The organism is Daejeonella sp., assembly GCF_044232565.1.
Classification (GTDB): domain Bacteria; phylum Bacteroidota; class Bacteroidia; order Sphingobacteriales; family Sphingobacteriaceae; genus Daejeonella.
Genome location: NZ_JBIILQ010000076.1, coordinates 1 through 10,648 on the forward strand (window position 1 = coordinate 1; position 10,648 = coordinate 10,648).

A 10,648-nucleotide genomic window follows, 5' to 3' on the forward strand; every position below is an offset into this window, starting at 1 on the left:
CAAATCGGATGGCACCAACATTAGCTTTCATGAAGCGATATTCTGTGTACAATCTTAAAATGGTTGGATTTCTTATAATCGAGTTATCAAATCCAGAGTTGATGGTTTTTCTGAGGTCATAACCCAGTGTGAGGTCCTTGAAAAAGTAATTTCGACCTCTAAATTCAATTTCTACCGTATTGGTTTTACGATCTGCAAAGTTTTCTTGCGAATAGGTAGTCGTATTAATCGAATAGGAGGTTTCTAGCTCAACATCTATCACGTCTTTAACATCCACTTCAAATTGTAATTCTTGACGCACTACTAAGTTCTTTGCAATGTTCTTAGCCTGATCAATAAAAGCTACGTTATTATTAAAAGAGCCTTGTCCGGAATAGGTAATGGTGAATTTGCGCTCGGCAAAAGGAACAGCATACGAATAATCCCCTTGGGCCGTATAAAAACCATTTGTATTGATATAGCTTGTAACTTGGTTAATTGTATTTGGAACCTGAATTTTAGTGGTGACAATCTTGTTTTGAGTTTGATTGAAGGCTATATTGGCATATAAAATATGTCCTTTATCCCAATCCGATTGGTTGTAACGGGCATTAAAGGAATGTACGAACTCGGGATCTAGATCCGGATTTCCAGTAACCGTATTCTGTAAGTTTGAATTGTCTGTAATCGGTTGTAATTGAAGGAATCCTGGCTGGTTGTTTCTGCCCCAATAATTAACTTGTAGTGCCTGCTGCTTTGAAAATTTATAAGAAAGTCGCGCCGATGGAATAATATTGAAAGTTTCTTTTCTTGTATCAATCCCTCTACTCAAATTTCGGCCTTCTAGTAACGCTGGTTGAGCATTTAAGCCTAAAGTATAATTGAATTTATCCTCAATAAATCGGTAGCTTAGTCCAAAACGATTGGTTGTAAATGAATACTCGTAATCATTGCTTAGCTCAGGATTGAAAGTGGATACTGCATTGACCACATCATTGGTTTCACGGGTTGTATTGGTTACTGACTGACTCCTACTATAGCTAAATTCTATGAAATTCTTAGCCCAAAGCGGCTCCATGTAGGAAATGTTAGTCCACAAAGAAAGATTATCATTCACATTATCAATCAATTGGTTTTGTAGGCGTGTAGAGTCCCTTCCATTCTGTGTAATCAAGTAATTATTCAATACATTCCTGAAATTTTGTCCTTCAGTAAAACTTAAATTACCCCTAATGCTCATACTACGGCCTTTTTTAGGAAATCTATGATTGTAGAAAAGATTTGTCGCAATGTTTAGTGAACTTGCATCAGTGCCCGATTCATTTGTTCTTTCTGTAATTAAATCCTCTTGTTTTATATCATATAAACCCGAATTATTAGAGTTATTGTCGTTGAAAGTTAAGCGTGGTGAAAGCTTAAAGTAATTGAGTGTATCAGGCTTAAATTCAAAATTCCCTGAAAATTCATGACTGAAATTATTGCTATTGTTGTTTGCAAAAGCATTTTCGCTACGGGTGAAGTTCTCCAGGAAATTTTGCGTGAATGTTTTTGTTAGTGTTGTGTTTTTTCTATTGCTAAAGCCATAAGCGGCATCAGCTGAGTATTTCTTTCCCCAATCATTGCGGTAATTGGTATTAAAAGCTTTGGTGGTGGTTATTCCGTTTGCGCCTCCCCGAGTATTCGAATTATTTATTGTCCCATCAAATGATATTTGCTGGTCATTTTTGAAGGTGTTTGCACGAATATAATTATTGTAACGATCTTCATTTCCCCTTCCGGTTGACATTCGGACGCTATAACCCTTCTTCTTATCATCTTGAATAGTTAAATTCAATATTTTTTCGGGCTCGCCTGTTTTTATACCGGTTAACCTTGCTTGATCGCCATAGTCATCAATAAATTGAAGGTTTTTTATTATATCGGCGGGTAAATTTTTAATTGCAGTGGCCACATCGGTTCCAAAAAAATCTTTTCCATTGATTCTGATTTTAGTAACCGCTTCCCCTTGGTTTGTAACGTTTCCATCCACATCAACTTTAACCCCTGGGAGTTTTCTAAGTATTTCATCTACAGCATCTCCCTGTCTTACCGGATAGGCAGCCGCATTAAATGAAACCGTATCTTCTCCAATTTTTACAGAGGTAACTGCGCTAATAATTACTTCATTGAGCGTATTAGATAATGTTTTTAAAGTAATAGTTGGAATGCTAAGTGTATTTCCAGAAGTGATTTTATAAGTCTTGATGAACGTTTCAAAACCTAAAAAAGCAGCGGAAAAATTAAATTCAGGCCATTTTAAATTATTAAAAGTAAAAGCACCATTTATGTCGGCAGCAGTTGCAATACTATCGCCAGCCCATTTTAGCCTAATTAGAGTTCCTGTTAAGGGTGTTCCAGTTGTATCTTGAACCACTCCCTTTATTATATAATTTTGAGCAAAAATTGGAGAAACAGAGATGATAAAAAGAAGGGTTAGTATGAGTCTTTTCATAGGTTGTTATTCACAGAATTCGATATTAACATCCTGTGCTGAATTTGAAATAAAAATTCAAATATACGGACCTTCTAGACTCTTAATGGAATACTAATCTTAATGTTACAATGATTTTTTTCAATCCATATTTTTTGCATTTTAGAGCCCAATTTTCATCGAAATTTAATTTAAATTCGAATTAAATTAATGTCCTGTTTTATTTTAATATTGCATGGGTAGATTGAAATTAATGTAATTGTATTTTTAAAAGATATGGAAGAGTTTTCTTTAAAGGATAAAGTGATTGTTGTTACCGGAGGTACAGGTATTTTGGGTAATTCCTTTATCAATGGGATTGTAAATGCCGGAGGTGCTGTTGGCATTTTAGGAAGAAATGTGGAGGTCGCAAATGAACGTGCGCAGGCAATCAATAAGCAAGGTGGACGTGCAATTGCGTTAATTGCAGATGCCATGAATGAGGGCCAGTTGATTGATGCCAAAAATAAAATATTAGATGCTTTTGGCAGGATAGATGGCCTAGTTAATGGGGCAGGAGGTAATAAGCCGGAAGGTGTACTAATGCCTGATCAAGATATTTTTAAAATGGATTTAGAGGGGATGAAGAAAGTGATGGAACTCAATACCTGGGCGACCTTAATACCTTCGCAAATATTTGGTGAGGCCATCGTACAAACTACCGAAAGAGGTAGCATAGTCAATATTTCTTCAATGAATTCTAAACGTGCCATAACTCGTGTTTTGGGCTATAACATGGGCAAGGCTGCAGTAGATTGTTATAATCAGTGGTTTGCCGTGGAGCTCGCAAACCGCTACGGCGATCGTATACGAATGAACGCTCTTGCACCCGGCTTCTTCCTGACGGAGCAAAATAGAAATCTCTTGACAAATCCCGATGGAACATTTACGGAGCGCGGTGAAAAAGTGATTAGAAATACACCTTTCAAACGTTTTGGGCATCCAGATGAATTGCAGGGTGCCCTAGTTTGGTTGTTAAGCGATGCTTCGAAGTTTGTTACCGGGTCGATGATTTGTGTGGATGGTGGATTTTCAATTTTTGGAGGCGTTTAAATGAGTGTAAATAGTTCAATTGCTGGGGCCTATGGAATGCAACAGACTATGCGTTGGTACGGACCAAATGATCCGGTTAGTTTGTCTGATATCTTGCAGGCGGGTTGTTCGGGACTGGTAACAGCTCTCCATCACATCCCTAATGGAGAAGTATGGCCACTAGCTGAAATTGAGAAGAGAAAATTGGAGGTTTCAAATGCTGGTTTGATTTGGAGCGTTGTGGAGAGTATTCCTATTCATGAAAAAATAAAAACTCAACAGGGAGATTTCCAGAAATATATTGAAAATTACAAGCTAAGCATAAAAAATTTGGCCTCTTGTGGGATAAAAATCATCACCTATAATTTTATGCCGGTGCTCGATTGGACGCGTACAGATTTGGCCTTCGTGCTTGAAGATGGCTCTAAGGCACTTCGTTTTGAAAAGGCTGCTTTTGTTGCTTTCGACCTTTTTATTTTGAAACGCCCTGGGGCAATGAATGATTATTCTGCTGAAGAAATTGAACGTGCTACCATCCGTTTTAGTAAAATGAACGAGAATGAAAAAGACTTACTCAGCCAAAATATTATTGCCGGTTTACCCGGAAGTGAGGAAAGTTTTACTATTGCTCAATTCCAACAAGCTTTAGATACCTATCAAGGTGTTGATGAACAACAGCTTAGAAAAAATCTAATTTTCTTTTTACAAGAGATTATTCCTGTGGCTGAGGAGTGTGGGGTGAAAATGGTCATACACCCCGATGATCCTCCTTATGCAATCTTTGGGCTACCCAGGGTTCTTAGTACGGCTTCCGACTTTGCTGAACTAATTTCTGCGGTACCTTCGCTAGCTAATGGACTCTGTTTCTGTACCGGATCATTCGGGCTAAGGCCAGATAATGATCTTCCTGCGATGGTCGAGCAGTTTGCAGATCGAATTAATTTTATTCATTTAAGGAGTACACGCAGAAACGAATGGGGCGATTTTTATGAGGATAATCACCTGGCTGGGGATGTAGATATGTATCAAGTAGTTAAGAAATTGGTAAAAATATCTCAGGCTAGGGAAATATCCATTCCTATGCGTCCTGATCATGGTCATCAAATGTTGGATGATCTGAACAAGAAAACCAATCCGGGATATTCGGCAATTGGGCGTTTAAGAGGGCTTGCAGAACTAAGAGGACTGGAATATGGGATTGTAAAAAGTTTAGAAGATTGACTTCCTTTGCCTCGCTAATGCCATTTTTTTATTAACATTACTCTTCGATTTAATCGATTCTCCTTGGAAATCTCCTTAAATTTTCTTATATTTTTAATTTTGATTAAATTGATCACTTTATAGGCACAAGAATGAACAAGCACAAAATAATTTATTTATTTATTTTAGAACTGACTTTTGCAGCTTTGATGTCTTGCGGACAAGCAGACAATTCTTCTAAGCTGCAAGAGACAACGCAAAAACCAATAGGTTTAGATCAAATTTCCTTCAATGGGGATACTTCTAACTCAGGGATGTTGAAGATTCCTAGTGGCGCTTTTATGATGGGTGCGGATAATGATCAAGCTTCAGAAGATGAATATCCCAAACATAAGGTGATGATTGATGCTTTTTGGATGGATCAGCATGAAGTAACTAATGATCAGTTCGCCAAATTTGTTGAAAGTACAGGCTATTTAACTACCGCAGAAAGAAAACCTGATTGGGAAGAGCTGAAAAAACAATTGCCTCCAGGTACTCCAAAACCCGATGAATCTTTATTAGTTGCAGCTTCTTTAGTCTTTACGCCACCTACACAGCAGGTAGATTTAAATGATTATTCTCAATGGTGGACTTGGGTGCCCGGTGCAAGCTGGAAGCATCCTGATGGGCCAGGAAGTGATATCAAAGGGAAAGGAAACTTTCCTGTTGTTCATGTAAGTTGGGATGATGCCATGGCTTATTGTAAATGGGTTGGAAAACGACTTCCAACGGAAGCAGAATGGGAATATGCTTCTAGAGGTGGATTAATTAATAATATTTACCCTTGGGGAAATGAACATGTAAATATTGGTAAACCTAAAGCAAATACTTGGGAGGGGACCTTTCCAAATATGAATACGGCATTAGATAAATTTACCACATTAGCGCCTATAAAATCCTTCAAACCAAATGGGTATAAACTCTATGATATGGCAGGTAATGTGTGGGAATGGTGCTCTGATTGGTATCGTAATGATTATTATAAAACTGTAAATATTCCGAATGGTATAAACAACCCCAAAGGGCCTATAGATAGTTTTGATCCGGATGAACCCTATACTCCGAAAAAGGTGTCTAGAGGTGGTTCTTTTATGTGTAATGAATCTTATTGTTCAGGCTATAGATCAGCAAGACGTATGAAAAGCTCACCTGATTCTGGAATGAGTAATTTGGGATTTAGATGTGTTAAATAATGGATGAATTTAATTATGAAAAGAAATAAAACCTTATTTATTATACATCTATTTGCATTTGCATTGCCTTTAATAATTCTATTACCATCTTGTTATGAAGCCGATAATTCAAATGTGATTAAGCAAAAATCACCGACTTTAAGCAAAAATAACAAAACAAAAAAAAGCTGTTGCACGAGTGGAATACCTGCTAGATTTACAAAGAACTAAATTTCTATTCTTTGGTTTAAAATAATAAAATAAGGAGATGTATTCCCATTTAATTGAAATACATCTCCTTATTATTACTCCTCCTCTGATTTGTTTTTCAACGTCATTAAAAGGGTATAAGCTCCTTTGGTAACCAATTGCTTACCTTTAAAATTTTCCGCATTAATAACTTCTATAAATCCGTTTTCAAGAGTACCTATTTTAACTGGTGTCATTTCAAAAGTGTTATTACTTTTTTGAACAAAAACATAGTCAGAGTTCTCGAAGTTAACGATTGCGTCTTCTGAAATGGCTAATTTACTATCGTTTTTCAATTGAATTTCTGCATTCATGTACATGCCAGGTACTAGGTTTTTATTTGCATTTTCAAAATGACAATGTACTTCTGCAAGGCGCTCTGCGGAAAGTTCTTTGCTTATTAGATTTATTTCAGCCGCGTATTTTTTAGTTGGATCATTGTTAGAATAAGCAATTAGTTTCTGTCCGATAGCTAGCTTGTTTAAATCTTTCTCAAATATTTTAAGATTTAAATGAATAGAAGAAGGGTCGATTAATTCAAAAAGTACATCAGATGGGTTTACAAATTTCCCAATATTCACAAACACATTAGAAACGAATCCATTAATAGGAGAATAAATTTTTATAGTGCTTGAAATATTGTTTTCAGTAATTGACTCAGGCTTGATGTTTATCATTTTCAATTTTTGCTCCAATGAGTTCAATGTAATTCTTAGCGTATTATATTCCATTTGAATTTGCTGAAATACCTTGTCGCTACTTGCCTTACTCGAGTTTAACTCTCTTTGGCGTTCAAATTCCGATTTGCTATATGCCAATTTAGCCTTTGTAATCAGGTAATCTTGCTGCATTTGGATATACTGCTGATCCTCCATAATTGCAATAATATCTCCTTTCCTAATTTGTGATCCTGGGAGTAATTTAGTCGATTTTAAATAACCTCCTAAAGGCACGCTGACCGAAATCATGTTCTGTGGCGGTACATCAATAGTTCCATTGGCAGTGATGAATGATCCTATTATTTTCTCTTCAAGCTTGCCGATTGAAAGTTTGGCAGCAGTCAACTGTTTTTTATTGAGTATGACTATATTTTCAGTGCCATTGATAGCCTCAGTACTTGTTTCTTTCTCCGTGCCTGATCCGCATGCTGTAATTAATAATGCAAAGGTGATTATGAATATATTTTTCATCTAATTATGTTAAAAAATGCTGTGAATTAATTTTATTTCTCCTGCTGACTTAGATAATTGATTTGAATAATGGTTTCATTTAGTCCCCTAATTAAATCAAGATGATTGTTTCGAAGCATAAATACTTGATTGTTCAACATTACCCATTCTAAATAATTTATTTCTCCATTAATGAATTGATTATAAGATGATTGTTTAATTTTTTTCACTTCCGGAAGAGATGATTCCTCAAAATAATTGAGCGTTTCTTTATACGTTTTAAAGCGTGATATGGCACTTAAATAGTCTGTTTCGACGCTGCTTTTTTGAGTTTGATAATTATTCTCCGCGATTTTTTCTGATAGGACCGAAGCATTAACTCTTGCCTTTTGGGCAGAAGTGAAAACGGGTATCCCTATTCCCACAAATGCAGATCCAAAACGTTTAGATCTTGGATAATATTTATCATCTGCTCCCGTCCCCCTGATGCTAGCATTGAAATATCCCAAGCTCAATTCCGGCATAAACTTCGATTTTTCAAGCTTCGTATTTGCAGAAGCAATATTTTTTTGCTGATTAGCAATTTGAATGAGTGGATGCTTTGTAATATTTTGATTATCAAACGAAAAGATGGTTGGGATTAAGGGTGACATCGGTGCAGGCTCCATTCTATTTTCTGTATTTAAAACGAGCTGGAATTGCAATTTCGCCAATTCAATCTCTTCTTGTAATGCCTTAAGCTGCAAAAACACAGCTCCTCTTTGGGTTTTTGCAGTTGCGCTTTCCAAAACATTGCTTTCTCCAGCGTTGAAACGTAATTCAGCTTTCTCTTGAAAATTGTTGTAAATACTGTCTGCTTCAATCAAAAGTCTTTCTTTTTCCTGTAAAATTAAGATGGAATAGAATAATTGACTTACTGCTTTTTTGACCTCAGCTTCTTTTAGTGAGACGCTTAATACCGACGATTTCCATTCCTCATTTAGCAATTTTTTCTGATTAGAATAAATTGTTGGAAAGCTAAACGATTGCGATAAACCGAATCGGGTATCCGTATAAATACTATTAATTTGGCCAAACTCTGTGCTTAATGTCGCTTGATTGATATTTTTAGCTGTTTTAATCAATTTTTGATTGTATTCGGCTTTTAAATTCTCATTTTTAACAGTCCGATTGTTATTTAAGGCTAAATCTATCGCCGTCTTTAAATCAATTTTTTCTTGGGCATTCACATTGTTTATCCCCAAAAAGCAAAGAATTAATATTGTAGTAGCGGTTTTTTTAGCGATTGTAACTTTTGTTGGTCCTTCAAAAATAATGTAAAGGATAGGTAGAACAAACAAAGTCAGTAGTGTAGCAATCATTAAACCTCCAATTACTACGGTGGCTAAAGGTTTTTGAACTTCTGCACCTGCGCCATTGCTTAATGCCATAGGTAGGAACCCTAAAGAAGCTACAAAAGCAGTCATTAATACCGGTCTCAATCTGGTTTTTGTACCCATTAAAACTATTCGTCGGAGATCGTTTAAACCAGATTCTTTTAGTCGGTTAAACTCTGCTATGAGCACAATTCCATTCAATACAGCAACACCAAAAAGTGCTATAAATCCAATACCTGCACTAATACTAAAGGGCATACCTCTTAATGCTAAAAAGTAAATCCCTCCAATTGCAGATAAGGGTATGGCGGTATAAATAATTAATCCTTGTTTTATTGAATTAAATGCAAAAAATAAAAGGATAAAAATTAATGCGAGTGAAACGGGGACGGCGATCATAAGTCTTTGTTTTGCAGCGTTTAAATTTTCAAATGCACCACCATAAGTAATAAAATAACCAGTTGGTAAGTTAATACTTTGATCAACTTTTGATTGTAATTCATTTACAATGCTTTGAACATCGCGACCACGCACATTAAATCCAACCACAATTCTGCGTTTTGCATCTTCCCGTTGTATTTGATTGGGACCGTTTTTTATTTCTACACTTGCCAATTGGTGAAGGGGAATAAAGGTGCCTTGGGGACTAGGAATCAATAGATTTCGTACATCGTCGAGGTTTTTTCTTTTGTCTAAATTTAATCGAACCATTAAGTCGAAGCGCTTTTCACCCTCAAATATAAGCCCAGCGCTCTGACCCGCAAATGCAGAATTAACAACTCTGTTGATATCTGCAATGTTTAAATTGTATTGTGCAATGGCATCCCGATTATAGTCTATTATTACCTGCGGCACTCCAGTTATTGGTTCTACATAAAGATCCTGACTACCATCCACCTTATTCACGATTTTGCCTAGTTTTTCGGCATATTTTGATAGAGTGTCTAAATCTTCACCAAAAATTTTTAGAACAACGTCTTGCCTTGCGCCAGTCATTAATTCATTAAATCGCATCTGGACAGGGAATTGGAAGCCCACGGTAATACCTGGAACATCTTCAAGAGCTTTGCTCATTTTTGTAGCCATTTCATCAAATGTTTTGGCATTGGTCCATTCACTTTTATCCTTCATGATTACCATAAGGTCGCTTGCTTCCATTGGCATCGGGTCGGTTGGGACTTCTCCACTTCCGATTTTTGTGACTACCTTGATGACTTCCGGGAATTTCTCTTTTAAAATTCGGGCTGCTTGAGTGGTGCTTTCAATGGTTGTATTGAGATTGCTTCCAGTTAAAACTCTAGTATCTACTGCAAAATCTCCTTCTTCTAAGGCCGGAATAAATTCCCCTCCTAAATTGGAAAGAATAACTAGGGCTGCAATAAATAAGGCGACTACTATTCCCAAGATAGTTTTTGGGATTCTCAAGACTTTTGTTAATTGTCTTTGGTAGAATTCTTCAATTTTAAACATTATCCGATCAGATAAATTAGGCTCATGCTTTATTTTTTTACTTAAAAACCATGCGCTCATCATAGGAATATAGGTTAATGAGAGTATAAAGGCTCCTAAAAGGGCAAATGCGACTGTTTGTGCCATTGGTTTAAACATTTTACCTTCTATCCCTTGAAGCGTAAATATGGGCAGGTAGACAATTAAAATAATTATTTGTCCGAAAACTGCACTATTCATCATTTTACTGGCTGATTTTTTTACTTCACCATCCATTTCAGGCTGTGTAAGTCGATTAGCTACTCCGAATTTATTGCTGCGAGAGAGCTGATGCATAACGGCTTCTACAATAATAACTGCTCCGTCTACAATTAGTCCGAAATCTAGTGCCCCTAAACTCATTAAGTTGCCACTCACTTTGAAGGTATTCATCAAAATGATTGCGAAAAGCATGGATAGAGGTATTACAGA

The 10,648-nt window shown here is 36.3% G+C and carries 6 protein-coding genes; 3 read left to right on the forward strand and 3 right to left on the reverse strand.

Annotated features, from left to right (window positions below; translation table 11 throughout):
• Positions 1 to 2,470, reverse strand: a 2,470-nt coding sequence (locus ACILQF_RS06025) for an outer membrane beta-barrel protein (RefSeq protein ID WP_395626514.1), incomplete at its 3' end; no start/stop codon positions are given.
• Positions 2,471 to 2,725: 255 nt separating this feature from the next.
• On the opposite strand from ACILQF_RS06025, the gene ACILQF_RS06030 reads away from it, so the two are divergent.
• From ACILQF_RS06030 to ACILQF_RS06040, 3 genes are all read left to right on the forward strand, one after another.
• Positions 2,726 to 3,541, forward strand: coding sequence for an SDR family oxidoreductase (locus tag ACILQF_RS06030; protein WP_395626515.1), 816 nt, complete (start codon positions 2,726 to 2,728; stop codon positions 3,539 to 3,541).
• Positions 3,542 to 4,741, forward strand: a complete 1,200-nt coding sequence (uxuA, locus tag ACILQF_RS06035; protein WP_395626516.1) for a mannonate dehydratase — start codon at positions 3,542 to 3,544, stop codon at positions 4,739 to 4,741.
• Between the two features lie 131 nt (positions 4,742 to 4,872).
• Entirely contained in the window at positions 4,873 to 5,955 is a 1,083-nt protein-coding gene (locus tag ACILQF_RS06040) for a formylglycine-generating enzyme family protein (protein WP_395626517.1), read from the forward strand.
• 284 nt (positions 5,956 to 6,239) lie between these two features.
• Here ACILQF_RS06040 and ACILQF_RS06045 read toward each other — a convergent pair whose 3' ends face one another.
• Both ACILQF_RS06045 and ACILQF_RS06050 read right to left on the reverse strand, forming a co-directional pair.
• On the reverse strand, positions 6,240 to 7,373 hold the full coding sequence (locus ACILQF_RS06045) for an efflux RND transporter periplasmic adaptor subunit (RefSeq protein WP_395626518.1): 1,134 nt from the start codon (positions 7,371 to 7,373) through the stop codon (positions 6,240 to 6,242).
• Positions 7,374 to 7,405: 32 nt separating this feature from the next.
• On the reverse strand, positions 7,406 to 10,648 hold a 3,243-nt coding region (locus ACILQF_RS06050), incomplete at its 5' end, for a CusA/CzcA family heavy metal efflux RND transporter (RefSeq protein WP_395626519.1).